This is a genomic window from Fodinicola feengrottensis, from assembly GCF_010993775.1.
In the GTDB taxonomy this organism is placed as follows: Bacteria; Actinomycetota; Actinomycetes; order Mycobacteriales; family HKI-0501; genus Fodinicola; species Fodinicola feengrottensis.
The window spans coordinates 140,237-163,926 of the sequence record NZ_WOTO01000004.1; the positions used below are offsets into that span (position 1 = coordinate 140,237).

The window sequence follows — 23,690 nt, forward strand, 5'->3', positions numbered from 1 at the left end:
GACCGTACAAAGCACCCGTGGTCCTGCCATAGGATGCGTTGACCGCTATACGTACCCAGGAGGGCCGTGTGATCGCTGGGCAGGAGCCAACTTCGGCGCTGCTGGCCGAAATCGCCAGCACCGGCACCGATCCGCATCGCGGTGGCTACTCGCGGCATCTGTTCACCGACGCGGAGTTGAGCTTGCGGGAGTGGTTCGCCGAGGCGGCGGCCCGGCGCGGGCTGACGGTCGAGGTGGACGGCAACACGAACCTGTGGGCATGGTGGGGTGAGCCCGGAGCAAGCGCTGTCATCACCGGGAGTCACCTGGACTCAGTGCCCGGCGGCGGCGCCTTCGACGGGCCGCTCGGAGTTGCCAGCGCGCTGGCCGCCGTCGACCTGCTGAGAGCCGACAATTTCCAGCCTGGCAAGCCTTTCGCGCTGGCGGTGTTCGCCGAGGAGGAAGGCGGCCGGTTCGGCCGGGCCTGCCTCGGTTCGGCGCTCACCGCCGGCGCGGTCGACCCGGCGGATGCCTTACGGCGTACCGATCCTGACGGCGTCAGCGTGGCCGACGCGGCCCGCCGGGCCGGCTTCGATCCGGCTGCTTTCGGCCCGGATCCAGACCGGGTCGCGCGGATCGGCCAGTTCGTCGAGCTGCACGTCGAGCAGGGCCGCGGGCTCGCCGACCTGGACACCCCAGTGGCGGTCGCCTCATCCATTCTGGCCCACGGCCGGTGGCGTTTTCGGTTTACCGGCCAGGGAAACCACGCTGGTACGACACGGCTTGAGGACCGTCGCGACCCGATGCTGCCGGCCGCCGCGACGGTGTTGGCGGCAAGGCGTACGGCCGCCAAACACCAGGCCCGAGCCACCGTCGGCCGGTTGCAACCGGTGCCCGGCGGCACCAATGTCATCGCGTCCACTGTGGACATGTGGCTGGATGCCCGTGACGACCGCGAAACCGTGGTTATGAACGTGGTCGACGACATCACGGCGGCGGCCGAGGCGGCCTGCCGGGAAGAGGGGTGCCAGGTCGTGGTGACCAAGGAGTCGTTCCTCGCCGAAGTGGCTTTCGATGCCGCACTTCGGGACCGGCTGTTGGAAACTCTCGACGGCGCGCCGGTGTTGCCCACCGGCGCCGGTCACGACGCCGGCGTGTTGGCCTCGTCCGTACCGACCGCGATGGTGTTCGTACGAAATCCGACCGGCATCAGCCACGCGCCCGAGGAAACACGCCGAAACCGCCGACATCGAGGCCGGCAGTCGCGCCCTCGCGGCCGTGCTGCGGGAGCTCGCCCGATGACCGCCTTCCGGCTCCGGCACGCGTGGCTGCCGGGCGGCCTCGTCGGCCCGATCGAGATCGAGGTCGATCCCAAGGGCATCATTGTGGCGATCCGTACCGGTGGCCATTTCCCGGACGCCACCCATCTGCCCGGCCTCGTGGTGCCGGGTTTCGCCAACACCCATTCGCACGCTTTCCACCGGGCGCTGCGCGGTCGCGTACACGATGCGGCCGGCACTTTCTGGACGTGGCGGGAGCGAATGTACGCGCTCGCCGACATCCTGACACCCGACCTGGTATTCCAGCTGGCGCGGGCGGTTTACGCTGAAATGCTGGCAGCCGGCTACACGTCGGTCGGCGAGTTTCACTACCTGCACCACCAACCCGGCGGCAAGCCGTACGACGACCCGTACGCGATGACCGCCGCGCTGCATCGGGCGGCCACCGAGGTCGGCATCCGGCTGACCCTGCTGGACACCTGCTACCTGAGTGCCGGGATCGGCCCGGACCGCACTCCTATCCCGCTTTCCGAGCGACAGCTCCGATTCTCCGACGGCAGCGCGGATCGGTGGGCCTGGCGCTGGCGCGAACTGCGGGAAGTCTTCCCGGACGACCGGAGTTTCCGGCTGGGCGCGGCCATTCACTCGGTCCGCGCGGTGCCCGAGAACGCCATCGACAAAATCCTGTCCACAGTGGACGCCGACACTCCGCTGCATGTCCATCTTTCTGAGCAACCAGCGGAAAACGAGGACACCCTCGCCGCGTACAACCGCACCCCGACCGGCCTGCTGGCCGACCACGGCGCGCTCAGCCCGCGGACCACGGCCGTGCACGCGACTCACCTCACCGACACCGACATCTCGACGCTGGCCGACTCCCGTACGAGCATCGCCTTCTGCCCCACCACCGAAGCTGACCTGGCCGACGGCATCGGCCAGGCCGGCCGGTTGCACGCCGCCGGCACGCCCTGTGCATCGGCAGCGACCAGCACGCACAGATCGACCCGCTCGCCGAGATTCGCGCGCTGGAATACGCGAACGCCTATTGTCTGGCACTTTTGCCAGCCTCGGCGAGGAAAAGTCCGGCCAGCGGGTGCATTTCAGCCCGGCCGAGCTGATTTCCTTCGGTACGGTCAACGGCCACCGCAGCCTCGGCTGGCAGGACGCCGGACAGCTCGTCGTCGGCGCGCCTTTTGACGTCGTATGCCTGCAGACCGACTCACCTCGTACCGCCGGCGCCCAGCCCGACCAGCTGGTGATGGCCGCAACGGCCAGCGACGTGCTGCTCACCGTCGTCGGCGGCCGAATCGTGGTCCGCCAAGGCCGCCACCACACCCTTGGCCGCCCCAGCGAACTCCTCACCGCCGCCATCGAATCCGCCTGGTCCGCCGCCAAATAAACCGCCCCTCTAGCTAATCGAGGAATGCCACCCTCTCCTAGAGAAGGCTTCCGGTGTTGCTGGTGGGGCTGTTTTAGTTAGCTACCCCAACGAAATTCAGCTATTCGAACAGGCGTACGATGTTCGGTATGGGTTCAGTGCGGTGGTCCCATGGTCAGTCGGCGGCGCCGGCTGATCTGGGAGATGACGCGCTGGTTGGGGACGTGGTGGAATGCGAGCGGATGCGGGCAATGATTGATGCCCGTCAGGTGGCGTCTTTCGCTGAGTTGGCGCGTCGCCGTGTGGTTGCCGGGCCTTCGTTGGTGAATGAGTCCATGACCGCGACGCGTGAGCGGGTGGTGAAGTGGTGTGCGGCGGATTTCGCGCCGGCTCTGCGGGTGGCGCAGGTGACCGCCCAACACCGCCTGGACACCGCGATCCAGCTCTATAGCGACTTCCCTGCCGTCTGGAAGGCATTGGCCGCCGGGGTGATCACCAGTCCCAAGGCCAGGATCTTCCTGGAGATGCTGGAGAAACTTCCCGCTGATCTCGCCGCGGAGGTCATCGATGCGACCTTGCCAGATGCGGGTGACCGTACGCCTGGGCAGCTGCGTAAAGCGATCCAGCGGGCGATCATCGCGGTCGATCCGCAGGCGCCGCCCAGGATCGTCACGAGGAGGCGAAGCAACAGCGGCGGGTGCAGTCGTCGCCAGCAGATGATTCGATGGCGTGGATGCGGGCCTATCTGACCGCTGATGAGTTGGCCTCGATCATGTCGATCCTGGACGCGTACGCACACTCCTGCCCAGACGACGACCCGCGATCAATGGACGTCCGCCGCGCGGACGCGCTGCTGGACCTGATCACCGGCGGCAGCCTGGGTGATATCCCGTCACCGCAACTCCCGGACAATGACCTCCCGGACAATGACACCGACAACAGCAACGGAGTCAACCAACCCGCAGCCGACGACACCGGTGTAAGCGGTGGTGGCATCGACGACTGCGGGTACGAGCCGTCCACTTCCCCAGCAACTGCAGCGGGTTCCGCTTTCCACCAGCGCCCGCGCAAGCCCGGCGTTTGACCTGCGAGTAGTCGTCGGGGCCGGCACACTGCTCGGCCTAGACGACAAGCCTGCGTTTTTGGCCGGGTACGCGCGATCCCGGCCAGCATGGCCCGCCGACTCGCCAAAGACTCCACCTGGCGGCGACTACTCACCGACCCCAGCTCCACCAAGCTCATGGAAGCCGGTCGAGCACGTTATCGACCATCGATGGCGTTGCAGGAATTCATCGAAGCCCGAGACATCACCTGCCGCTGGCCCGGCTGCCGTACCGCCGCCCAACGTTGCGACAAAGACCACTCCACCCCGTTTCCGGACGGGTGCACCTGCAAAGAAAACCTCCTCTGCCTCTGCCGTTTCCACCACCGGCTCAAAACACATTCCGACTGGAAAGTCAGACTCGACCCCGACGGCACCTACACCGTCATGAGCCCCACCGGACGCACCTACATCACCGAGCCACCACCACCCGGCGAAGACGACGCGCCTCCGACCAGAAACCGGCGACGCGGATCGATCTACCTAAACGACAAGGACGAACCACGCGTCCAGCCGCCCCCACCCGAAAAACCCGCCACCTGGCCAGCCGAAAACCGCCCTTCTGAAGGATTTCAGACAGAGAATCACGGCTTAGTACGCCAGAGGGCGGTGACGTCGTCCTCCGGGGGTTCGGTGACCATCTCGCCGGTGGAGCCGAACTGACGCGCCTTTCCGTGGTAGACCGGCCAACCTGGGTTTCCGGTGGTGGCGAAGCGGCTCCAAGCGGCGATCATTTCGTCGCGTACGGCCAGATTTTCCGGCGTTTGCGCGTTGATCGCGGCCAAGCCGTCGAAAATATAGGCGAGTTCGGCGCCGTGGCAGGCGCCCAGGGCCGGGCCGAAGGGTTCGGCGACGAAGAGGGCCGCGTACGCCCGGCCGCCGGCGGCGACCTGGGCCTGGGCCAGTTGGATCACCGGCACTTTGTAGATGGCGTCACTGAGGAACAGTGTTCGCAACTCGGTGAGGTCCGCTTGGGGAGCCCGCTTTCGGTACGCGGCAAGGACATCCGCCGGCCGATCGAAACCGGCGGAGGAGATCTCGGCGAGCAGGGCGGCCTCGTTGGCCGGTGCGTACGCGGGTCCCTGCATCGCCTGGAACAGTCGCATCTCGTCCCGGTTCGCGCTGACCAGCAGTGGGATGTCGACCACAGCGCGGGCGATCACCGCATCTTGCGGACGTTGCGGCATGACCTTACCGTCCAAAACGGCACCCCAGGAGCGACCACCGGGCAGGTTGCGGCGGCCGAGGTTGTTGTCGATCACGGTCGGCTGCACCGCCAGGAACCGCTCCGTCGGCACGTCCACCAGAGCGTCCACAGTGGACACTCCGAGCTTCGCCATCAGGTCCGCCGCGATGTCATTGACTGTCTCGGTGGAGAATATCCGTGAGGTGCTGCCGCTGCTCAGAATCGCCTTGCCGAAGGTGCCGGCGGCCGCGGGCATCGCGAGCAGAGCGCCGACCGAGAACGCGCCGGCGGACTGGCCGGCCACCGTGATGTTGTCCGGGTCGCCGCCGAAAGCGGCGATGGTGTCCTTCACCCAGTGCAGCGCGAGCGCCTGGTCCTGCAGGCCGAGGTTGGTGGAGCCGGCCCACTCCGGACCACCGAGGTCGGCCAGGTGCAGGAAGCCGAGCGCGCCCACCCGGTAGTTCGCGCGCGACGACGACCACATCCGCCCGCCGCGCCAGCGCGGCACCATCGGTGTCGGGCGGCGACGCCGATCCCATCTCATACCCACCGCCGTAGATCCAGACGATCACCGGCCGGCTCCCGGCCACGTCCGGCGTCCACACGTTCAGATACAGACAGTCCTCACTGATCGGCACCTCTTCGGCTGCCCCGTCGGCGCCGAACGTGGCGGAGTCCAGCGCCATGCCGGCGAACCCGGCCTGCGCCGGCTTGGGCGGGAAGCGGATCGCGTCCCGTACGCCTTCCCACGGCCGCACGGGACGCGGCGGCCGCAGCCGGAGCGGCCCGACCGGCGGCTCGGCGAACGGCACTCCGGCGAACAGTGCCCCGCCAGCGGACATCGGCAACCCCCGCAGCCGGCCGTACGAGGTCTTGATGGTGTACGCGTCAGTCATACCTTGATCATTGTCGGCGACAGGCGCTCTTTCCAGTGCTGGCAGCCCAGCGTCACATCTGTGGCGGGCCTGCGCGAACGCCGAATGGCGGTGCGGGCCGGGCACCGGTACGCCCGCGGCTGGGTCTGCGGCGGCTGGACCTAGGTCGTCGAGCGTACGACCAGCTCGGTGGGCAGGATGACCTTGCGGCGGGTCTTCCCGCCGGTGATCGCGGCAACCATCAGCCGGGCGAGTTCGCGGCCCATCTGTACGGTCGGCTGCGAAACCGTGGTCAACGGCAGCCAGGCCCGCCCACTGTCCAGGTCATCGCCGAAACCAATCACCGCGACCTCGCGCGGGACGCGTTTCTTGGCCGTACGCAAAGCTTCCAGCACACCGACGGCATTGACATCGGACGCGGTCAGAATGGCGTCGAAAGGCACGTCACGGGAGATCAGCTCGGCGGTGCCGGCCCGCGCGCCTTCCTCGGTGTAGTCCGAGGAGACCACCAGAGCCGGGTCTTCCGGCAGCCCGACGGCGGCGAGTCCGCGCTGGTAGCCGGCATACCGGTCGTGGCTAGAGCGTTTTGTCGGAATTCCGGTGACGGTCGCGATTCGCCGGCGGCCATTCGCGTACAGATATTCGACAGCCCGCCGGGCACCGCCGACATTGTCCGCGTCGACATAGCAGGCACCCGGGGTGGCGAACGGTTTTCCCAGGAAAACCACTGGAACTCCGGTGTCCTGCAAGATCCGACCGAAGGAATCGCCGCGTTGCGGTGCCAACAACATCACGCCGTCCACGTGCCGGCCGCGGACGTAGTCCTCCAGCCAGGTCCGGTCGGTGGCGGACCGGGCGACCACGATGACGAAGCGGTACGGGGTGTCCGCCAGCTCGGCCGACACGCCTTCCACCATGCCAGCGAAAAAAAACGGCTGGCCGAGCATCTGCGTCTGGTCCTCCGCGACGACCAGGCCGACGGTGTCCGAGCGGCTGGTGACGAGCTGGCGGGCGGCGAGGTTCGGCACATACCCGAGGGCGGCGATCGCCTCCCGGACATTCTTCTCGACCTCCGGGCTGACCGGCGTGGATCCCCGCACCACCCGGGAAACCGTGGACGCCGACACCCCGGCGCGGGCCGCGACCGCGTCCAACGTCGGCCGCTCCGGCTGAGACGGGCCCATTTCACCCCCAAAGATGACGCGCCGTCCCACCCCCCCCACGGTCGGTCTGGCATTCGCTTCGGGTCTGACACTAGCGAACCGGCGAGCGCGGTTCGTACGGGTCCGCCGTCGCGCCGCCTACGAACGAAAGCGCAGGGGGCCCCTTCGAGTGAAAGGACCCCCTGCGAGCGTACGTACGAGCGAGGCCTAGCTGAATGCTCCCAGGCCGTGCGGCGCGCCGACCCCGGTCGGGCCGTCCCACCCGGCGACGCCGGTGCAGAGCGCCACATGCGCGCTGCAGTCGGTGGCACCGTTCTGCGCGTTGCTGCCGCCGACGATGTCGGTGATGCTGCCGGCCGGCGCCGAGTACATCGTGTTCGGACCCTCGACCGAGGACAGCGCGCCACCGCGGGTGTAAAGCGCCGCGATGAACGGCGAGGCCGCGCTCGTACCGCCGACGGTCAACCAACCGCCGCCGGTGCCACTGTCCGGTGTGTACGTGTCGTACACCGAAACTCCGGTGTACGGGTCAGCGTCCGCGGACACGTCCGAGGTGGCCCGGTGACCGGCGCAGTTCGCCGAAGCCGCCGCCGACTGGCCGACCGCGGCCGCCAGGTTCGTCGCGCACCCACTGCCCGCGCCCACGAAACTCGTGGTGCCCTGCGAGTTGGTGAACGTGCCGCCCCATGCCTTCTGCGTGAAGGTCTGACCGCCGTCGGTGGTGGTCAGCGTCGTACCGCCGGCCGAGGTCACCCATGGCAGCTGCTGCGGCCAGATCTGTGTGTTGCCGGCATATCCACCGTCACCGGAGGACGCCACCACGGCCATTCCTTGTGGTGCAAGGCAATCGCCGGCGCGCCGGCGCCGATGTAGCTGGCCTGCAGGCCCGGCGGCAGGCCATAGCTCATGCTCACCGACTTCGCGCCGAGGGTCGCCGCCTCCTTGACCGCGGTGCCGAAGTCGTCGGCCAGCGCGCCAGGCAGCTGCAGCGTCGCCGCCTCCAGCAGCTTGAGCAGGCTCATCGGAATCTGTACGACGGTGATGTGGCAGGTCGGGCAACCCGCCGACGCCATGTCGACGTCCAGCGCGCGGTCTCGGTCGCGTACGATTCCTCGACCGAGGCCAGCGACGAGTCCGGGGCGAGCGCCGGGCCACCGTGGTAGTCCACGATTTTCAGGCAACCGTTGGCAACTGTGCAGGCCGAGAGGCCGTAGTAGCTGCGGTACGTGCCGAGGTCGGCCTCAAGATTCGGGTACGCCCCAACCGCCACGATCGACTCGGTGCTGGTCGGGCCGACGGTCGGAGCCGGCAGGAAATACGCCTTCGCGAGGTCTCCCGGGCCGTAGCCGGTCGGCGTCGCGGTGGTCATCGGGGTGGCCGAGCCCTTGCTGGTCGTCACCGTCAACAGGTCGCAGCCGAGGTTTACGAGCCGGCCCCGCAGCTGGGTCTGACAGTTGTGCCGGACGCCGTGCGTCGCGGCGAGATTTCCGGCTCGTACCGCCTTGGCCACCGCGGCGGCATTGGGGGTATTAGGCTGTTTTTTGTCGGTGCTGCGGAGGCTGGTGCCGCCGCCACCACCAACGCAGAAGCGGCCGCCGCAGCGACCACTAATCTGATGATTTTCCTGGTTCTGCCGGATTTGGACACCCGCATACCGCCACCGCCCTCGTGAAGAACAGCCGCTAATTACCGTGCAAATGGGACCAAGACCGCCGCTACTTGGCGGTAGCGGCCAGCGCAACCTAAACCCGCTTCAGAAGTCTTGACAAGACTCCTTGCCAAATTCGGTCAGAATTGCGAACTATTTCCTGATTCTCCGGTTAAGCGCAAGTTAAAGAGCGGAAAAAGTCGGTCGGCATTCAGGTACGTACAAATGCCCGCTATCCGTTCGCCGCGAATATCGAAGAGCACCAACGCCCATGGCTTGTAGCCGCCACCGGACGCCGGGACATATTGCCCGTACGCCGGCATGCCACTCGCCTCGACCGGCACGAACACCGAGCCCTTGCACGGTCCGTCGGCGCCGCCCACCCAGGCGCCCCGGATCGCCTCCCGGCCGCGCAACCACCATCGGAACGGCGGCATGGACATGGTCGCGTCTTCGTGCAACAACGCGGTGAGCGCTTCCACGTCGTACCGCTCAAAGGCGTCGACGTACCGGCCGAGAAGTTTTCGCTGCTCATCGTCCATCGGCCGGCCAGCGGCCAGCTCTCGACTGTCCATAGTGGACCGTGCGCGTTGCAACGCGCTGTTGACCGAGGCCACCGACGCGTCCAGCAGATCGGCCACTTCGTCGGCTTTCCAGCGCAACACGTCACGCAGGATGAGAGCACGGCGCGCTGTTTTGGCGGCAGCTGCTGCAGGGCGGCCACGAAGGCCAGCCGCACGGTCTCCCGCTGAGCCGCCAGCTCGGCGGGATCGGCGTGCGCCGCCAGCACGCGGCTCGACGGAATCGGCTGCACCCAGGCACTGTCCGGCAACGGCACCCCGATCGGCGACCCGGGCTGGCTCGGAGCGCTCAGATCCATCGGACGAGCCCGCCGCTGCACACTGCGGAGCATGTCGAAACAGACGTTCGTGGCGATCGCGTAGACCCAGGTCTTAAGCGACGCCCGGCCGCCCTGGAAGCCGTCGATGCTCTGCCACGCGCGTACGAACGCCTCCTGCACGGCGTCCTCGGCCTCGAAACCGGACCCCAGCAAGCGATAGCAGTAGCCAGTGAGCCCGATCCGGTGCTCCTCCAGCCGTACGTCCAACCCTTCGGCCACGCCCATCCCCCAACCCTACGTAATGACCTGGCCAGCACGTGGATATCGTGTACGTCATTCGCTGACATGAAGGGCACGCGGTCCTCACGACATGGCCGACGACGTAGAGAATCTCCTCCGGATGGCCGACGTGCACTGGTGGGCGCGGGGTCGCCGACGGCTGATCGCCCAGCATGCCGGCAAAATTCGCGGTCGCTACCACTGCGACGGCCACGCCCAGCCAGTCGCCCTCGACGTCGGCGCCGGGGTCGGGCAAATCACCGACGTGCTGCGCGACGGCGGCTGGAAGGCGCTCGCGGTCGAGCTGGACGCGGAAGGCGCGTCGGCGATCGGGCGCCGCGGTCACAGCGCGTTCCGTGGCGACGCCACCCGGCTGCCGCTGGCCGACGAGAGCGTCGACCTGGTGGTCAGCTCGGACGTACTCGAACACATCCCCGACCATGTCAGCGCCGCCGCCGAGCTGCTGCGGGTGCTGCGCCGCGGCGGCTTCGCGCTGGTGGCGGTGCCGGCGCATCCCGCGCTGTGGTCCGCGCACGACGTGGCCATCAACCACCAGCGCCGCTATCGCCGATCGGAGCTGATCGACCTGATGCGAGACGCTGGTTTCGCGCTGGACGACAGTCAGGTGTGGAGCTGGAACATTCTGCTCTATCCAGCCGTACGAACAGTCCGCGCGATGGGCCGTCGACGGTTGGAAGCGGCCGCGGATGCCAGTCCTGACAGTGAAAGCGACCCGAAAAGTGACCTGGCACCGGTCCATCCGATCGTCAACTGGATCCTGACCATCGTGTTGCGGATCGAGTCCGTCCTGCCGCACTGGCTCGCCGTACGACTGCCCGGCGTCTCACTGGTGGTGCTCGCCCGCCGGCCAGCCTGACTACTTTTTCGTACAGCCGCAGGAATCGCGGTGCACGAGACTCGGCGACAGGCGTTCGGTGCGGGGTGACCTGGTCGGGTCGGCCAACCGGTCCATCAGAAGTTGTACGGCGCAGGTGCCGATTTCCCTGGTGGGCTGGGCCATCACGGTCAGTCGGGGAGAAAAATCCTCCGCCCACGGGAATCGTCGAAAGCCACCAATGCGATGTCGTCCGGCACGGTGAGACCGGCTTCGCGGATCGCCCGTACGGCACCAATAGTCATGCTGTTGTTGCCGACCACCACCGCGGTCGGCCGCTCCGGAAGGTCGAGCAACGCGTGCATCGCCTTGCAGCCGGCATGCTGTTCGGAGTCCCCATCCACCACCAGTTCGTCGGTGATCGGCAGGCCGCGCCGGGACATCCCGAGCCGGTAGCCGTGGTCCCGTTCGATCGTCGTACTCAGCCCCGGCCGGCCGCGGACGAACGCGATCCGCCGGTGCCCGTTGCTGGCCAGGTGATCGACCAGGGCGGCGACCGGCTCGGCGTTGTCCGGGCCGACCTGGTCGAACCGGTCGTCGACCATCCGGTCCACGAACACCGCGGGCACCGCGCGGTCGGCCAGGTAGCCGATGGTACGTACCGGGTCGGTGGAGGGCGCCACGATCAGGCCGTCGACCCGGCGTTGGTGCAGGGTCTGGACGACCGCGAGCTCATCCGCCGGCTCATCGTGCGAGTCCGCGAGCAGCAACGTGTAGCCGGCGCGTACGAGCGCGGCCTCGATTCCTTGCAGGACCTCGACGAGCGAGGGGTTTGAGATCGCCGAGACAACGACTCCGATAGAGCGGGTGCTTTGGGTGACCAGCGACCGGGCCACGGTGTTGTGCGTGTAGCCAGACTCGCCGATCGCCGCCAACACCGCTTCGCGGGTCTGCTCGCGGACCACTCGGGTGCCGTTGAGGACGTGCGACACCGTCGCGATGGACACACCGGCGAGCCGCGCCACCTCGGCCATCGTCACCGCTGATCCGGCACGACCGGGCCTGACCATCGATCACCTCTTCTCGACCGACTGAGTGGCGTGACGATACCACGTAAGCGCTTGCGTAAACGCTTACGTGGCCGTACGGTGCCTGCAGTGGCGTACCAAAGAGATGCCGGTCACAACCCCAGGGAGCGCCCGTGAAAATCTCCGTGCCCCATGCCCGCCGTCGGCGACCACGGTCCCCCGTCCTGCTGGCGGTCGCCGCCGCCACCGCGTTGTCGCTGCTCACCAGCTGCGCCGGCGCGGGTGAGCTGGGCGGCAGCGGCAGCACCAACCTCACCGTCGCGATCGTGGCCAACCCGCAGATGAAAGACGCTATCCAGCTCTCCAAACAGTTCACCGCCGACCACCCGGACATCAACCTCCGGTTCGTCACGCTGCCCGAAAACGAGGCCCGCGCGAAAATCACCGCATCGGTGGCCACCCAGGGCGGCGAGTACGACATCGCCATGATCAGCAATTACGAGACGCCGCAGTGGGCGCAGAACGGGTGGCTGACCAACCTCACGCCATACATGTCGGCGAGCCCGGATTACGACGCCAACGACTTCGTCCCGTCGATCCGCGACTCGGTGTCGTACCAGGGCGGCATGTACGCCGCGCCCTTCTACGGCGAGTCCTCGTTTTTGGCCTACCGCAAGGATCTCGTCGCCAAGGCGGGGCTGACCATGCCGGCCCACCCGACCTGGCCGCAGGTCGCCGCGATGGCCGCGAAACTCAATGATCCGTCCCACGGCGTCTCCGGGATCTGCCTGCGCGGCCTGCCCGGCTGGGGCGAGGTGCTGGCACCACTGGACACCGTCATCAACACGTACGGCGGCCGGTGGTTCGACCAGAAATGGAACGCCCAGCTGACCTCACCCGAGGTGAAACAGGCAGTCCAGTTTTATGTGAACACCGTGCAGAAGTACGGCGAGCCGGGCGCCGCGATCAGCGGTTTCTCCGAATGCGTCACGCAGTTCAGCCAGGGTCAGGTGGCGATGTGGTACGACGCCACCTCGATGGTCAGCACGATCGAGGACCCGGCCAACAGCAAGGTCGCCGGCAAGATCGGCTACGCGCCGGCGCCGGTCGTCAAGACACCCGCGTCGGGTTGGCTTTATACCTGGGCGCTGGGAATTCCGTCCACCTCCAAGAACAAGGAAGCGGCCTGGCAGTCATCCAGTGGATGACGAACAAGAAATACATGACGACCGTGGGCAGCCAGCTCGGCTGGGCCCGGGTACCACCGGGAAGTCGGCTTTCCACGTACCAGATCCCGCAGTACGCGGCGATCGCCAAGCCGTACGCGGAGGCCACCCTTTCCGCGATGCGAGCGGCCGATCAGGCGCATCCCACCGCGGAACCGGTGCCCTATCAGGGAATCCAGTTCGTCCGAATACCCGAGTTCCAGGATCTGGGTACCAGGGTCAGCCAACAGATAGCCGCCGCGATCGCCGGGAACATCACCGTCGACCAGGCGCTCCAACAGTCCCAACAATACGCCGAAACCGTCGGCGAAACCTACCGCCAATAAAGGGGGACCGGAGATGACAACGCTCGCCACGCCGATGCGCCCGCTCACCCAGGTGGAGAAGAAAGCCGTCCGGCGGGAAGGCTGGTCGCGCCGGGTGCCGCTGTTGCCCGGGCTGATCTTCGCGATCATCGTCACCCAGCTTCCGTTTCTCTTCACGCTTTTCTATTCACTGCAATCCTGGAACCTGGTACGACCGGGATCCCAGCATTTCGTCGGGCTGGAAAACTACGTACGAGTCTTCACCGACAGCACCTTCCGGCAAGCCGCCCTCAACACCATCCTGATCACCGCCGGCTGTGTGATCGTGGCGATGTTGCTGGGCATCGGGCTGGCTTTGTTGCTGGACCGCGCCTTCCCGGGCCGGGCCGTGGTGCGTACGCTGCTGATCACCCCGTTCCTGATCATGCCGGTGGCCGGTGCGCTGCTCTGGAAAACCACCATGTTCGACCCGACTTTCGGCCTGGTCAATGCTGTTCTGCGACTCTTCGGCGCCGGCAGCACCGCCTGGGTGGCGCAGTTCCCGCTCACCTCGGTGATCACTTCGCTGGTCTGGCAGTGGACGCCGTTCATGATGTTGCTGGTGCTGTCCGGCTTGCAGAGCCAGCCGGCCGAGGTGTTGGAGGCCGCGTCGGTGGACGGCGCGAACCGCTGGCAGACCTTCGTGCTGGTGACGCTGCCGCATTTGCGCCGCTACATCGAGTTGGGTGTGCTGCTTGGCGCGATTTATGTCGTCAACACCTTCGACCAGATTTACATGATGACCCAGGGCGGGCCTGGCACATCCAGCACCAACCTGCCGTTTTACCTTTACCAGCGGGCATTCCTGGGCTTCGACATCGGCCAGGCCGCCGCCCTCGGAGTGGTCGTGGTGGTCGGCACGATCATCGTCGCCACCGTCGCACTGCGGGTCATTTTCAAGAGCTTCACTGCTGGGGAGGAAGCATGACCGTCCAGACCGCCCGCCACGCGGCCCTCGCTCCGCGGCCCGCGCCACGGAAATGGCGCCCCGGCTCGTCCGCGCTGACCGCGATCACCTGGATCATCGGCGTCGGGTTCTTTTTCCCGGTGCTGTGGATGGTGCTGACCGGATTCAAAAGTGAGGGCGACGCTTACACCAATCCCCCGCGGCTCTTCTTCCTACCGACCCTCGAACAATACGAGAGCGTCTTCGCTCGCGGTTTCGTACCGTACCTGCTCAATTCCGCGTACGCGACGATCGTGTCGACGCTGTTGGTGCTGGTGCTGGCCGTACCAACCGCCTATGCCGTGTCGATCCGGCCGGTGAAGAAGACGCAGGACGTGCTTTTCTTCTTCATCTCCACAAAGATGCTGCCGGTCGCCGCGGTGATCGTGCCGCTTTACGTGGTGGCCAAGCAACTCGCGATGCTCGACAACATCTGGACGCTGATCATCCTTTACACCGCGATGAACCTGCCGATCGCGGTGTGGATGATGCGCTCGTTCTTCCTGGAAGTGCCCAAAGCCATCATCGAGGCGGCCCAGGTCGATGGCGCCGGCCTGCCCCGCATCCTGACCCAGATCATGTTGCCAGTGGTCGCGCAGGCAGGCATGGCCGCGACGGCTCTGATTTGCGTCATCTTCGCCTGGAACGAGTTCTTCTTCGCCGTCAACCTGACAGCCGCGCGGGCCGCCACTGTACCGGTCTTCCTGGTCGGCTTCATCACCAGCGAAGGCCTCTTCTGGGCCCAGCTTTCGGCCGCCGCCACACTCTCCTCACTGCCTGTCATTATCTGCGGCTGGATCGCTCAAAAACAACTCGTCCGCGGCCTCTCCATGGGCGCCGTCAAGTAAATCCGCCCTTGAGTCCGCAACGCCCCGTCACTTGCGTCCAGCGCAAGTAACGGGGCGTTGCGGCAAAAACTCCTACTTGCCGGTCAGACCGACGGTCAGGACGCTCGGGTACGGCGGGTACGGCGGGAGATAGAAGTTGGTCACCTTCGAGCCGCGCAGGAACGCGTTTTTCGCGTAGAAGAGCGGAACAATGGGCGCGTCCTGCATGACCTGCTGGTCCAGGGCACCCCACTGCGCGGCGGCCTTGGTCAGGTCGGTCTGCGAGGTCGCCGCGGCGATGGCCGCGTCCACCTGCGCGTTCGAGTACTGCGAGATGTTGAACCCGCCGTTGCCAATCTCACTGGTCCCGATCAGCGGCTGGATCGAGCCCTGCGCGCTTGGGAAGTCCGGCAGCCAGCCCGAAAGCGACAGGTCGTAGTTCGGCTTCCCCCCGGTCGAGTCAGCCTGCCAAGAGTCGTCGTCCTCCGGCTTGAGCGTGACCTTGATGCCCGCTTTCTGTAGCGAGGCCTGGATAGCCTGCGAGACGGCCACGTGCAGCGAGTCGTTCTGACTGATCAGCACCAGCGGGGCGGTCTGGTTGAATTTCGCGGTCGCCAGCAGCGCCTTCGCCTTCGCCACGTCACCGGACGCCGGCGCCTGGTAGAGATCATATTTCTGGTAGCCGCTGATGCCCGGCTCGATCAGCGTCGACGCGATGTCCCCGCCGATGACCGGGCCGCCGGCCGCGATCTGGACGGCGTTCTTGTCGATCGCGTATTCGATCGCTTGCTTGCGTACGTTCACGTCGTTCAGCGGTGCTTTACGGGTGTTCAGCGCCAAATAGTCGAGCGCACCACTGGGTGAGACCGCCAACCGGGCCTTGACCTGCGGGTTGTTCAGCACCTTCGGAGCGAGCGCGGCCTGCAGGGTGACAAACGAAAACGCCGCCTGGTCGGCGCCCTGGTCGGCGATGATCCGCTGGTTGATGACCTCGCCGTTCAGCGCCATGTCGAGCACGATCGAGTCCGGCAACGCGGTCCGCACCGGGTCGGTCTTCTGGTCCCAATACTTGTTGCGGACCAACACGATCTTGCTGCCCTGCTGGGCGGACTGGACCTTGTACGGGCCAGAAGCCAGCGGGTGGTCCTGGTAGTGCACCACGTCCTCTTTGGACTTGGGCACCCCGGTGAACGCCGGCATGCTGACGATCCATGGCCAGTCACCGTAGGGCTTGTTCAGGTGGAAAACGATGGTGCTCGCATCCGGCGTCGCGATCGACGGCAGGTCCTGGCCGGTCAGCGGGCCCTTGTAGTTCTCACCGCCGACCAGCAAAGTCTTGTGGTCGCCAGACCCTCGGACAGCTGCGGCGCGAACGTACGCTCCACGCTGTACTTGACGTCCTGTGACGTGATTTTGCTGCCGTCCTCATAAAGGACACCCGGCTTGAGATGGTAGGTCCAGGTTTTGCCGCCATCGCTGGGCGTACCGGTGTCGGTCGCGAGGTCCGGCACCACCGTCGGCGGCTTGTTCGGGTCGGTTTTCCAGGTGGTCAGGCTGCGGATCATCAGGTGGATCGCACTGACCGCGAGGCTCTGGCTCTTCGCCGGATCCTCTTTCAATGTCGGGTTGTCGAAAAGGATGTGCAGCGTGCCGCCCGTGGTCGCGGTGCCGCCGGACCCGGGGGTCGGATTGGCGTTGCACGCGCTCGCGGTCAACGCGACCGCAGCCACCAGGGCGATCAGAACCCGGCTCTTCTTCACCGGAAACTTCCTTTCATTTGCCGGCCAGGCCGACGGTCAGGGTGTTCGGATAGGGCGGATAAAGCGGCAACTGGAAGTCAGCCACCTGGGAACCGCGTAAGTACGTGTTTTTGGCGTAATATAAGGGAACGATCGGCGCGTCCGCCATGATCTGCTGGTCCAGCGCGGCCCACTGCGAGGCGGCCCTGCTCAGATCGAGCTGCCCCACCGCCGCACCGATCGCCGCGTCCACTCGCGGGTTCGAGTATTGGGAGATGTTCCGACCGTTGTTACCGATCTCGCTGCTACCGAACAACGCTTGGATTGCCCCCTGGGCGCTGGGAAAGTCCGGCACCCAACTGGACAGCGCGAGATCGTAGACGGGTTTGCCGCTGGTCGAGTCCGCGACCTGCGAGTCGTTGTCCTCCGATTTCAGGGTGACCTTGATGCCGGCCTTGCCCAGCGACTCCTGGATAGCCTGCGCGATGGCCAGGTTCGCGGAGGCGTTGTCCGTCAACAACACCAGCGGCGTGGTCTGGGTGAACTTGGCCTGCGCCAGCAGCGCCTTGGCCTTGGCGATGTCTCCGGACGCCGGCGCCGGATACAGGTCGAATTTCTGGTAGCCGGGAATGCCCGGTTCAATCAACGTGCTGGCCAACTCGCCGCCGATCACCGGCCCGCCGGCCGCCACCTGCACGGCGTTCTTGTCGACCGCGTATTCGATGGCACGGCGTACGTCCGCATTGTCCAGCGGCGCCTTGTGGGTGTTGAGCGCGAGGTATTTCAACAGCCCACTCGGCGAAATCGCCAGTCGGGCCTTCACCTGCGGGTTGTTCAGCACCTTCGGCGCGAGCGCGGCCTGCAGATTCACGTATGAGAAAGAGGACTGGTCGATGCCCTGGTCAGCGATGATCCGCTGGTTGATGACCTGGTCGTTCAACGCCATGTCAATCACGATCGAGTCCGGCATCGCGGTCCGCACCGGGTCGGTCTTGGGGTCCCAATACTTGTTGCGAACCAGCACGAACTTGGTGCCCTGCTGCGCCGACTGGACCTTGTACGGACCAGAAGCCAGCGGGTGGTCCTGGTAGTGCACCACGTCCTCTTTGGACTTCGGCACTCCGGTGAACGCGGGCATGCTGGCGATCCACGGCCAGTCACCAAAAGGCTTGTTCAGATGGAAAACAATCGTGCTGGCGTCCGGTGTCTGGATCGACGGCAGGTCCTGACCAGTCAGCGGGCCTTTGTAGTCCTGGCCGCCCACCAGCAATGTCTTGTGATATGCCAAGCCTTCCGACAACTGCGGCGCGAACGTACGCTCCACGCTGTACTTGATGTCCTGCGTGGTGATCCGGCTGCCGTCTTCATAACGCAGCCCCGGCTTGAGATGGTACGTCCACGTACGGCCGCCATCGCTCTGCTCGCCAGTATCGGTGGCCAGATCGGCGACGACGGTTGGCGGCTTTCCCGGATCGGTTTTCCAGGTGGTGAGACCCCGGACGATCAGATGGATCGCGCTGGTCGCGAAGTTCTGGCTTTTCGCCGGGTCTTCCTTCATCGTCGGCGAGTCGTCCAGGATGTGCAGGGTGCCGCCTCTGATCGCGGCACGGCACTACCGGACCCCGCGCTCGGGTTCGCGTTGCAGGCGCTCGCGGTCAACGCGAGACCAGCGGTGAGCAGGACCAGCGATCGACGTCTCTTCATTGGCGACTTCCTTTCGGAGAAGGGATGTTCGCCCAGGCTTTGACTCGCGCTCTACTGGTCATACGTCACCCGCGGATCGAGAAAGACGTACGCGATGTCGACGACCAGGTTCGCGAGAACGATCAGAAATCCGGAGAAGACGGTGAGGCCGACCACCAACGGCAGGTCAAGTTGGTGCACCGCCTCGATCAACAACTGCCCGATGCCCTGCATGCCAAAGACCGACTCGGTGATCACCGCACCGCCGAGCAGCGATCCCAGGTCCAGCCCGAAAACGGTGATAATCGGCGCCAGCACCGAGCGGAGTCCGTGCCGGAGGACGACTCGGCGCTCGGTCAGGCCCTTGGCGCGGGCCGTGACGATGTAATCCTCCCCCAGCACTTCGAGCATCTGGTTCGGGGGTCAGTCGCGTATAGACAGCGGCCGACACGAAGGCCAGTACGCACCAGGGCAGCACCAGATGCCAGGCCCATTGCAGTGGATTATCGAAAAACGGCACATATCCGCTGACCGGAACCGCGTTCAGTCCGAAACCGAAAAGCAGAATACCGAGCAACCCGACCAGGTACGTGGGCGCGGACACCCCAGCGAGCGCGCTGACCATCAACGTACGGTCCAGAACACTTCCCCTTCGTACGGCCGAAATCACCCCAGCGGCGACCCCCCCACCACCAGCCACAGCAGCGCGGCGCCGACCGCGATCGACGCGGTGATCGGGAAACGCTGGGCAATCAGGTCGGTGACCGGCGCACCGAGCCGGAACGAATAGCCGAAGCAGGGCGCCACGCAATGCACCAGGCCAGTGCCGGCACCGAACGTACGGCCAGCCACCAGACCCACCAGGAATTCCCAGAACTGCACGTACACCGGCAGGTCGAGATGCTCGAAATGCAGGACGTTTTCGCGAGCCGGTCCGGCGTACACGGCTTGCCACACGACAGCTGCGCCGGATTCGACGGCAGTACGAAGAAAATCAGGTACGTCACGGCGGTGATCAGGAGCAGCACGACGACAATGCCGAGCAGTCTGCGGATCAGGTATCGGATCACAGGCGACCGAGCCTCGGGTCGAGAGCGTCGCGAATGCCGTCGCCCAGGATGTTGAATGCCAGCACTACCAGGAAAAGCGCGCCACCGGGAAAGATCAGGAACATCGGGTCGGTCTGCACCCACTGCACCGCGTCGCTGATCGAGCGTCCCCAGTCCGGCGTCGGCGGCGGAATACCGACGCTGAGATAGGACAGCGCGGCCTCGGTGCCGATCATGCTCGGAATCAGGATCGTGGTGTAGACGATGATCGGGGTAGCCACGTTCGGCAGCAGCTCGCGGGCCATGATCCGCAGCGGCTGCGCGCCCAGCGTCCGAGCCGCGTCGATGAACTCCCGGCGGACCAGCGACAACACCTGCGCGCGTACGACCCGGCCGACCGTCGGCCAGCCGAAGAAGCCCATCACCGCGATAAGCAGCACCGGTTTGGGCAGCCAGTCCGGTGCGATCACGGTCAACGCGATCATGAAGATCAGCGCCGGGAAGCTGAACACCACGTCCATGATCCGGCCGATCAGGGTGTCCACGAAGCCGCCCGAGAGGCCGGCGACCAAGCCCGCGGCCGTACCGATCAGCACCGAGGTGGCCGCCGCGGCGACGCCGATCAGGAACGACGTTCGCGCGCCGTAAACCACGATCGCGAACATGTCCCGGCCGGTCAGCGGCTCGACCCCGAACCAGTGCTGCAAGCTCACCCCACCGAACGCACCACGCGGCGCGTTCGCCTGGACCGGGTCGAGCAGGTCGACGTGGTATGTGTACGGGTCCTGACCTTCGATCGCGGCGAGCAGCGGAGCCCCGATCGCGATCAGGAAGAACAGCACCACCACGATCGCGCCAGCCAGCGCCCAACGGTCCTGGCGCGCAACCGCAGCCAGGCCAGCTGCCACGGCGAACGGCCGACGACCTGGGCTCGCGGCAAGTCCCCCACCACCTCGGTCGGCGTGAGGTCCGCGCCGGTCGGCGGCATGCTCAAGTGGCTTCCCCTCGCCAGTCCACAGTGCTCTTTCGCGGCATTAGATCGCGCCAGGCAGCGCTGATCTTCCCGTTTCGGGAGCCAATTCAGAAGGACCGACACAGATCACAGTCGATTTGGTGCTTTCTGATACCTAATCGTCATATTCGCTGACCGGCTCCGGCCGCTCGCTAAAGTAGCCGGTGTGACGATCACAGAGGTTCGTGTCCATCAGGTTTCCGTCCCGCTGCACACGCCGTGGGTGACGGCCGTGCGGCGTACCGAAGTCGTCGAAAGCCTGCTGGTCGAGATCGTCGACGCGGACGGCCGGTCCGGCTGGGGCGAGGGAGTCGCGACCTGGAAGATCACCGGCGACTCGCTGCCCGGGATGGCCGCCGCCGTTGCTGGACCGCTGGCCGAGGCGGTGACCGGCCGCGATCCCGCCGACCTGGACGACCTCTGCCGCGCGGTGGGGACCGCGGTTGTCGGCAACACCGCCGCGAAAGCCGCCGTGGACTGTGCCCTGCACGACCTCGCTGCCGTACGCCTGGGCGTCCCGCTCAGCCAGCTGCTCGGCGCCGCCCCACGACTCATGCCCACCGACGTGACCCTCGCCCTTGGCCCGGTCGCCGAGATGGCCGAAGCCGCTGGTCAGCGGGTCGCCGAAGGCTTTCGCGTGCTGAAGGTGAAGGTCGGCGGTGACCCGGTCGAAGACCTGCACCGGCTGGTGGCGATCCGCAAGGCGGCCGGGCCGGGCACGGTGATCCGGCTGGACGCCAACCAGGGCTGGACGGCCCGCGAGGCGGTACGGATCGTGTCCCAACTGGAGGACGCCGACCTCGGCATCGAGCTGGTCGAGCAGCCCGTACCAGCCGGTGACCTGGACGGACTCGCCTTCGTCAGCGCCCGGGTGTCGACCCCAGTGGCCGCCGACGAGACCGTGTGGTCACCGGCCGACCTGGTGGAGATCGTCCGGCGGCGGGCCGCCGACGTGGTCAACATCAAGCTCGCCAAGTCCGGTGGGCTACGGCCGGCGCGCGGCCTGGTCGCGGTCGCGGAGGCCAGCGGGGTGCAGGTGATGGTCGGCTCGATGATGGAGAGCCACGTCGGCATCGGCGCCGCCGCCAGCCTCGCCGCGGTGACCAGGACCCCTTACGCCGTCGACCTCGACGCGGCCTGGTGGCTGAAACACTCCCCGGTGACCGGCGGCCCGTCGTACGAAGGACCGGACCTGCGGCTCGCCGCCGCGCCCGGCCTCGGGATCACTGGCCTTCGGCCATAAGGACCCGACCCGACCAACCGGCGCTGCTGCCTCAGGCCGTCCGGGAATTCACCCGCGCGCCGGCCGTCTGAGCTTCGCCAGGATTTCCAGGTGGTCGACGGCAGCGCCGGGCGCGCCGCCGGCATCGCGGAAGGATTTCCTTATCCTGTCAGCGTTTTCCCGGTATGTCGGGTCGTCCAGAACCGCGTCGACGGCCGCTCCGATGTGCTGATCGGTGGCTCTGCCGAACCGCAGCCGCCGGCCTGCCCCGGCTCGTACGACCTGGTCGGCGACTATCGGCTGGTCGTCCCGGATCGGTGCCACGACCAGCGGAATGCCCTGATTCAACGCTTCGCAAACCGTGTTGTGACCGGCATGGCAGACCACCGCGGCTGCTCGCTCGAGCAACGCGACCTGCGGCACCCGGCCGCGGACGATCACGTCCGCGGAGTCGGCCGGCAGCGTACCCAACGGGTCCACGATCACGGCCTGCATGCGGTCGGCGCGCGCTTTCAAAGCGTCGAACGCGGCCGCCAGGAACCCTTGGCCGGCATCCGCGCTGACAGTGCCCAAAGTGACCAGGACCAGCGGTTTCGTCGGATCCAACAGCTGCCAGCCGAACGCGATCGGGTCCGGCCGGTCGATGATGGAAGGGCCGACGAAACGTACGTGCGGGAGCAGTTCCCCCCTTTCGATGCCGACCAGTTCGGGCGTACTGAACGCCAGCACCAAATCGCGGGAGGTGCGCGGATCCTCGCCGACGTACGGATCGCCGTGCCGGCGCTGCAGGTCGTCGAGCAGCCCAGCCAGCCACTGCGCCACCTTGGGCAGGCCAGCCAGCGGATCGAGCAGCCCGGCCGAGGTGGTCGCTGAAGTCGCCCAGGGCAACCCCTGCACGTTCGCGACCACCGCACCGGCGATCGCTTGCTGGTCAACCACCCAACACGTCCGGTCCGAAATCCTCGACCGCGGCCGTCACACCGGGCACCATCGCATCGGCCAGCGGGCCGAGCACGTCCGCCCAGAGGAACTGCAGCGCGGCGAATCCTCGCAGGTCGGCCGGCCGGTTCAACGCGGACTCCGGCGGCATCGCGCAGTCGTAAACCACACCCGCGACAAACCGCTCGACGACGCCGACGGGCCCGCCCAAGCCACCTGATGCCCGCGGCCCACCAACTCGGCGGCCACCCCAACGGTCGGGTTGATGTGGCCGGCGAAAGGTGGCACCACAAAGAGAAAACGGCTCATGCCGGGACCGGGTCGTGCTCGGAAATCCAGCGTAGCAACAATTCCCGGACCACCCGGTGGGACTGCACCAACACGGAGTGGTCCTGCCCGTCCAGGACCTCCGTCCGGCAGTACGGCAGCGCCTCGCCGAGCGCGGTCAGGTCGTCCTTCTGGAAGCCCTCACTGCCCACAATGGACAACACCGGGCAGCGGATTTCCTGCAGGGCTTCCAAATCGAGCAGCGGGCCTTGCGGCACGTCGACGGCCATCGTAGTGGTGAGCAGTCTTTTCGCGGCGGCCCTGGTCAACCGGGTGTGATGGCTGCCGAAGGTGGCCTCCAGCCAGTGAAAGAACTCCTCGCGGCGGATCTCCCGCATGATGTTTTCCAGCGTCTCGGTCATCTTGGCCGCCCACGGCTCGGTGGCCGGTTCCGCCTCGATGGAGACAATGCTCGCGACCCGTTCCGGGAAAGCCGCGGCATAGCTGAAGGCGATGGTGCCGCCGAAGCTGTTTCCAATCAGGTGAACGGGTTCGGACACTTCCAGCTCGTCAAGCAGACCTGCGAGGTCGGCCACGAAGTCCGCTACCTGGTAGCCGGACTCCGGCAACTCGCTCCGGCCATGGCCCGCGCAGGTCGTACGCGATCACGTCGACGCCGGCCGCCGAGACCGGCGCGGCCAGCGTCAGGTAGAAACTCGCCAGGCTGTCAGTTCCGAGGCCGTGGATGAAGACCGCCTTGGGCGCGGGCCCCCGACCGGCATTTTTTGCCGGCATCACCTCGAAATGCATCCGGTTGCCGTTGATCACGTCGATGCCCACGC

The 23,690-nt window shown here is 66.5% G+C and carries 27 protein-coding genes and 6 pseudogenes; 10 read left to right on the forward strand and 23 right to left on the reverse strand.

The window, feature by feature from the left end:
* Positions 1 to 68 precede the first annotated feature (68 nt).
* From GNX96_RS04940 to GNX96_RS62550, 5 genes and pseudogenes are all read left to right on the forward strand, one after another.
* Entirely contained in the window at positions 69 to 2,456 is a 2,388-nt protein-coding gene (locus tag GNX96_RS04940; protein WP_279579383.1) for an allantoate amidohydrolase, read from the forward strand.
* Between the two features lie 61 nt (positions 2,457 to 2,517).
* A complete protein-coding gene (locus GNX96_RS48900) occupies positions 2,518 to 2,658 on the forward strand; it encodes a hypothetical protein (protein WP_279579384.1) in 141 nt (46 codons plus the stop codon).
* 230 nt (positions 2,659 to 2,888) lie between these two features.
* On the forward strand, positions 2,889 to 3,386 hold the full coding sequence (locus GNX96_RS04950) for a DUF222 domain-containing protein (RefSeq protein ID WP_279579443.1): 498 nt from the start codon (positions 2,889 to 2,891) through the stop codon (positions 3,384 to 3,386).
* Positions 3,335 to 3,721: a DUF222 domain-containing protein gene (locus GNX96_RS04955; RefSeq protein ID WP_163567185.1), complete on the forward strand. Its 387-nt coding sequence runs from the start codon at positions 3,335 to 3,337 to the stop codon at positions 3,719 to 3,721. Before GNX96_RS04950 ends, GNX96_RS04955 begins: the two co-directional genes overlap by 52 nt.
* A gap of 54 nt (positions 3,722 to 3,775) precedes the next feature.
* Positions 3,776 to 4,402: pseudogene (locus GNX96_RS62550) on the forward strand (hypothetical protein); the annotation flags it as partial.
* Here the strand turns inward: GNX96_RS62550 and GNX96_RS04965 are convergent.
* From GNX96_RS04965 to GNX96_RS48915, 8 genes and pseudogenes are all read right to left on the reverse strand, one after another.
* Positions 4,324 to 5,469, reverse strand: coding sequence for a carboxylesterase family protein (locus GNX96_RS04965; RefSeq protein ID WP_313885581.1), 1,146 nt, complete (start codon positions 5,467 to 5,469; stop codon positions 4,324 to 4,326). The pseudogene GNX96_RS62550 and the gene GNX96_RS04965 overlap by 79 nt on opposite strands.
* Positions 5,453 to 5,821: pseudogene (locus tag GNX96_RS48905) on the reverse strand (carboxylesterase family protein); the annotation flags it as partial. The gene GNX96_RS04965 and the pseudogene GNX96_RS48905, both read right to left, overlap by 17 nt.
* Positions 5,822 to 5,961: 140 nt before the next feature.
* Entirely contained in the window at positions 5,962 to 6,984 is a 1,023-nt protein-coding gene (locus GNX96_RS04970) for a LacI family DNA-binding transcriptional regulator (protein WP_163567186.1), read from the reverse strand.
* Between the two features lie 186 nt (positions 6,985 to 7,170).
* Complete coding sequence (locus GNX96_RS04975; RefSeq protein ID WP_279579386.1) at positions 7,171 to 7,782, reverse strand: S8/S53 family peptidase; 612 nt, start codon at positions 7,780 to 7,782, stop codon at positions 7,171 to 7,173.
* Complete coding sequence (locus GNX96_RS04980; protein ID WP_279579387.1) at positions 7,713 to 8,036, reverse strand: hypothetical protein; 324 nt, start codon at positions 8,034 to 8,036, stop codon at positions 7,713 to 7,715. The genes GNX96_RS04975 and GNX96_RS04980 overlap by 70 nt, the downstream gene beginning before the upstream one ends.
* On the reverse strand, positions 7,982 to 8,473 hold the full coding sequence (locus GNX96_RS04985) for a S8/S53 family peptidase (RefSeq protein ID WP_163567189.1): 492 nt from the start codon (positions 8,471 to 8,473) through the stop codon (positions 7,982 to 7,984). The genes GNX96_RS04980 and GNX96_RS04985 overlap by 55 nt, the downstream gene beginning before the upstream one ends.
* A 278-nt stretch (positions 8,474 to 8,751) precedes the next feature.
* Complete coding sequence (locus GNX96_RS48910) at positions 8,752 to 9,276, reverse strand: nuclear transport factor 2 family protein (protein ID WP_279579388.1); 525 nt, start codon at positions 9,274 to 9,276, stop codon at positions 8,752 to 8,754.
* Between the two features lie 71 nt (positions 9,277 to 9,347).
* Positions 9,348 to 9,737: pseudogene (locus GNX96_RS48915) on the reverse strand (sigma-70 family RNA polymerase sigma factor); the annotation flags it as partial.
* 85 nt (positions 9,738 to 9,822) lie between these two features.
* Between GNX96_RS48915 and GNX96_RS04995 the strand changes: the two are divergent.
* Positions 9,823 to 10,608, forward strand: coding sequence for a class I SAM-dependent methyltransferase (locus tag GNX96_RS04995; RefSeq protein ID WP_163567190.1), 786 nt, complete (start codon positions 9,823 to 9,825; stop codon positions 10,606 to 10,608).
* On the opposite strand, the gene GNX96_RS62555 is transcribed toward GNX96_RS04995, so the two are convergent.
* Both GNX96_RS62555 and GNX96_RS05000 read right to left on the reverse strand, forming a co-directional pair.
* Positions 10,609 to 10,752, reverse strand: coding sequence for a substrate-binding domain-containing protein (locus GNX96_RS62555; RefSeq protein ID WP_390623919.1), 144 nt, complete (start codon positions 10,750 to 10,752; stop codon positions 10,609 to 10,611).
* Positions 10,753 to 10,757: 5 nt separating this feature from the next.
* On the reverse strand, positions 10,758 to 11,636 hold the full coding sequence (locus GNX96_RS05000; RefSeq protein ID WP_279579389.1) for a LacI family DNA-binding transcriptional regulator: 879 nt from the start codon (positions 11,634 to 11,636) through the stop codon (positions 10,758 to 10,760).
* 143 nt (positions 11,637 to 11,779) lie between these two features.
* Between GNX96_RS05000 and GNX96_RS05005 the strand changes: the two are divergent.
* From GNX96_RS05005 to GNX96_RS05015, 3 genes and pseudogenes are all read left to right on the forward strand, one after another.
* Positions 11,780 to 13,146 (forward strand): annotated as a pseudogene (locus GNX96_RS05005) (ABC transporter substrate-binding protein).
* Positions 13,147 to 13,159: 13 nt separating this feature from the next.
* On the forward strand, positions 13,160 to 14,092 hold the full coding sequence (locus GNX96_RS05010) for a carbohydrate ABC transporter permease (RefSeq protein ID WP_163567191.1): 933 nt from the start codon (positions 13,160 to 13,162) through the stop codon (positions 14,090 to 14,092).
* Entirely contained in the window at positions 14,089 to 14,958 is an 870-nt protein-coding gene (locus GNX96_RS05015) for a carbohydrate ABC transporter permease (protein ID WP_163567192.1), read from the forward strand. The genes GNX96_RS05010 and GNX96_RS05015 overlap by 4 nt, the downstream gene beginning before the upstream one ends.
* Before the next feature lie 72 nt (positions 14,959 to 15,030).
* On the opposite strand, the gene GNX96_RS05020 is transcribed toward GNX96_RS05015, so the two are convergent.
* From GNX96_RS05020 to GNX96_RS48935, 9 genes and pseudogenes are all read right to left on the reverse strand, one after another.
* A complete protein-coding gene (locus GNX96_RS05020) occupies positions 15,031 to 16,269 on the reverse strand; it encodes an ABC transporter substrate-binding protein (RefSeq protein ID WP_279579390.1) in 1,239 nt (412 codons plus the stop codon).
* On the reverse strand, positions 16,233 to 16,697 hold the full coding sequence (locus tag GNX96_RS48920) for an ABC transporter substrate-binding protein (protein ID WP_279579391.1): 465 nt from the start codon (positions 16,695 to 16,697) through the stop codon (positions 16,233 to 16,235). The genes GNX96_RS05020 and GNX96_RS48920 overlap by 37 nt, the downstream gene beginning before the upstream one ends.
* A gap of 13 nt (positions 16,698 to 16,710) precedes the next feature.
* The gene (locus GNX96_RS05025; protein WP_279579392.1) at positions 16,711 to 18,234 is read right to left on the reverse strand and encodes an ABC transporter substrate-binding protein; all 1,524 of its coding nucleotides are present in this window, start codon (positions 18,232 to 18,234) and stop codon (positions 16,711 to 16,713) included.
* Between the two features lie 197 nt (positions 18,235 to 18,431).
* Positions 18,432 to 18,770, reverse strand: coding sequence for an ABC transporter permease (locus GNX96_RS48925; protein ID WP_279579393.1), 339 nt, complete (start codon positions 18,768 to 18,770; stop codon positions 18,432 to 18,434).
* 70 nt (positions 18,771 to 18,840) lie between these two features.
* A pseudogene (locus GNX96_RS62560) lies at positions 18,841 to 18,984 on the reverse strand (ABC transporter permease); the annotation flags it as partial.
* Positions 18,985 to 19,025: 41 nt separating this feature from the next.
* Positions 19,026 to 19,316 (reverse strand): hypothetical protein, encoded by a 291-nt coding sequence (locus GNX96_RS48930; RefSeq protein ID WP_279579394.1) that lies wholly within the window; start codon positions 19,314 to 19,316, stop codon positions 19,026 to 19,028.
* A 23-nt stretch (positions 19,317 to 19,339) separates the two neighbouring features.
* A pseudogene (locus GNX96_RS62565) lies at positions 19,340 to 19,429 on the reverse strand (hypothetical protein); the annotation flags it as partial.
* A complete protein-coding gene (locus GNX96_RS05035; RefSeq protein WP_279579395.1) occupies positions 19,426 to 20,256 on the reverse strand; it encodes an ABC transporter permease in 831 nt (276 codons plus the stop codon). The pseudogene GNX96_RS62565 and the gene GNX96_RS05035, both read right to left, overlap by 4 nt.
* Positions 20,235 to 20,402 (reverse strand): hypothetical protein, encoded by a 168-nt coding sequence (locus GNX96_RS48935; protein WP_279579396.1) that lies wholly within the window; start codon positions 20,400 to 20,402, stop codon positions 20,235 to 20,237. Before GNX96_RS48935 ends, GNX96_RS05035 begins: the two co-directional genes overlap by 22 nt.
* Positions 20,403 to 20,586: 184 nt before the next feature.
* Here GNX96_RS48935 and GNX96_RS05040 point away from each other — a divergent pair, with 184 nt between their 5' ends.
* Positions 20,587 to 21,663, forward strand: a complete 1,077-nt coding sequence (locus GNX96_RS05040; protein ID WP_163567194.1) for a mandelate racemase/muconate lactonizing enzyme family protein — start codon at positions 20,587 to 20,589, stop codon at positions 21,661 to 21,663.
* Between the two features lie 48 nt (positions 21,664 to 21,711).
* Here GNX96_RS05040 and GNX96_RS05045 read toward each other — a convergent pair whose 3' ends face one another.
* The 4 genes from GNX96_RS05045 to GNX96_RS48945 all read right to left on the reverse strand — a co-directional run bounded on the left by GNX96_RS05045 (position 21,712) and on the right by GNX96_RS48945 (position 23,688).
* Positions 21,712 to 22,581, reverse strand: coding sequence for a glycosyltransferase (locus GNX96_RS05045; RefSeq protein ID WP_279579397.1), 870 nt, complete (start codon positions 22,579 to 22,581; stop codon positions 21,712 to 21,714).
* Positions 22,574 to 22,792, reverse strand: coding sequence for a hypothetical protein (locus GNX96_RS48940; RefSeq protein WP_279579398.1), 219 nt, complete (start codon positions 22,790 to 22,792; stop codon positions 22,574 to 22,576). The genes GNX96_RS05045 and GNX96_RS48940 overlap by 8 nt, the downstream gene beginning before the upstream one ends.
* 94 nt (positions 22,793 to 22,886) lie before the next feature.
* Positions 22,887 to 23,477 (reverse strand): alpha/beta fold hydrolase, encoded by a 591-nt coding sequence (locus tag GNX96_RS05050; RefSeq protein ID WP_279579399.1) that lies wholly within the window; start codon positions 23,475 to 23,477, stop codon positions 22,887 to 22,889.
* Positions 23,419 to 23,688, reverse strand: a complete 270-nt coding sequence (locus tag GNX96_RS48945) for an alpha/beta fold hydrolase (protein WP_279579400.1) — start codon at positions 23,686 to 23,688, stop codon at positions 23,419 to 23,421. Before GNX96_RS48945 ends, GNX96_RS05050 begins: the two co-directional genes overlap by 59 nt.
* Positions 23,689 to 23,690: the final 2 nt, after the last annotated feature.

Coding starts and splice junctions, on each gene's coding strand:
- GNX96_RS48925 (WP_279579393.1), bottom strand. CDS start 18,770: ATGCTCGAAGTGCTGGGGGAGGATTACATCGTCACGGCCCGCGCCAAG.
- GNX96_RS62555 (WP_390623919.1), bottom strand. CDS start 10,752: ATGGCCCAGCCCACCAGGGAAATCGGCACCTGCGCCGTACAACTTCTG.
- GNX96_RS05010 (WP_163567191.1), top strand. CDS start 13,160: ATGACAACGCTCGCCACGCCGATGCGCCCGCTCACCCAGGTGGAGAAG.
- GNX96_RS05000 (WP_279579389.1), bottom strand. CDS start 11,636: ATGGTCAGGCCCGGTCGTGCCGGATCAGCGGTGACGATGGCCGAGGTG.
- GNX96_RS04970 (WP_163567186.1), bottom strand. CDS start 6,984: ATGGGCCCGTCTCAGCCGGAGCGGCCGACGTTGGACGCGGTCGCGGCC.
- GNX96_RS05025 (WP_279579392.1), bottom strand. CDS start 18,234: ATGAAGGAAGACCCGGCGAAAAGCCAGAACTTCGCGACCAGCGCGATC.
- GNX96_RS04965 (WP_313885581.1), bottom strand. CDS start 5,469: ATGAGATGGGATCGGCGTCGCCGCCCGACACCGATGGTGCCGCGCTGG.
- GNX96_RS48900 (WP_279579384.1), top strand. CDS start 2,518: ATGGCCGCAACGGCCAGCGACGTGCTGCTCACCGTCGTCGGCGGCCGA.
- GNX96_RS04980 (WP_279579387.1), bottom strand. CDS start 8,036: ATGGCGTCGGCGGGTTGCCCGACCTGCCACATCACCGTCGTACAGATT.
- GNX96_RS04995 (WP_163567190.1), top strand. CDS start 9,823: ATGGCCGACGACGTAGAGAATCTCCTCCGGATGGCCGACGTGCACTGG.
- GNX96_RS04950 (WP_279579443.1), top strand. CDS start 2,889: ATGATTGATGCCCGTCAGGTGGCGTCTTTCGCTGAGTTGGCGCGTCGC.
- GNX96_RS05015 (WP_163567192.1), top strand. CDS start 14,089: ATGACCGTCCAGACCGCCCGCCACGCGGCCCTCGCTCCGCGGCCCGCG.